Annotated in this window: 1 protein-coding gene; it reads right to left on the bottom strand. The window is 80.2% G+C overall.

Going from position 1 to position 819, the window contains the following annotated elements:
* Window positions 1–691, bottom strand: a 691-nt coding sequence (locus JNW98_RS35770) for a glycosyltransferase family 9 protein (RefSeq protein ID WP_372459415.1), incomplete at its 3' end; no start/stop codon positions are given.
* Between the last annotated feature and the right edge of the window lie 128 nt (window positions 692–819).

Raw genomic sequence — 819 nt, forward strand, 5'->3', positions numbered from 1 at the left:
CGAGGGCGACGCCGCCCGCGACGGCCGCCGTCAGCTCGCGCTCCCCGGCGCCGCCGGTGACCACCACCCGGTAGCCGGCCCGGGCCAGCGCCCGGACCGCCGCCGCGCACCGGTCGCCGCTCCAGCGGCGGGCGGGCACGGCCGCGCCGGGATGCACGACGACGTAACCGGCCTCGGGCAACTCGTCTGGGGGAGGCGGGAGTTCACGGACGGCCAGCCGCCCGTCGTCCCCTTCCGGCAGCCGGAATCCGGCCGCCTCGGCGAGGTCCAGCGCGGCCTCCGCCTCGTGCCGGCGCGGGCCCCTCCGGTGCCGCACGTCCAGGAGGGCGCCCGGGTAGTCGACGCTGTCCGCCGCGACGCGTCGCACCCCGGCGAGCCGCAGCAGCAGGGCCAGGGGAAGTGGGCTCTGGTGGAACGAGGTGAGGATCAGGGCGACGTCCGGCGGGTTCGCGGCGATCCGCCCCACGAACGCCTCGACGTCCGCCCGCTCCACCGCCGGCGGCTCGAACCCCACCCACGGCGCGTCCCACACCACCACCTCGTCCACCCCGGGCAGCATCCGCGCGGCGGGCGCGCCGCGCGGCCCGCACAGCAGCGTCGTCCGCTCGGTCCCGGCGGCGACGGCCCGCACCGCGGGACCGGCGAGCAGGACGTCCCCGAAACTGTCGAGCCGGGCCACGAGCGCTTTCACGGCCGGCCCCCTCTCGCCGGGTCCGTGGCGGGGACGCCCGAGCCCCCGGCCTGCCCCGTCTCCGGCACCGCCATCCCGGCCCCGGGCCCCGGCCGGTCGACGGGTCGGGCGGCGCGGACGCCGCCGCC

The sequence above is a fragment of the Streptomyces huiliensis genome, assembly GCF_020037025.1.
GTDB lineage: Bacteria > Actinomycetota > Actinomycetes > Streptomycetales > Streptomycetaceae > Streptomyces > Streptomyces huiliensis.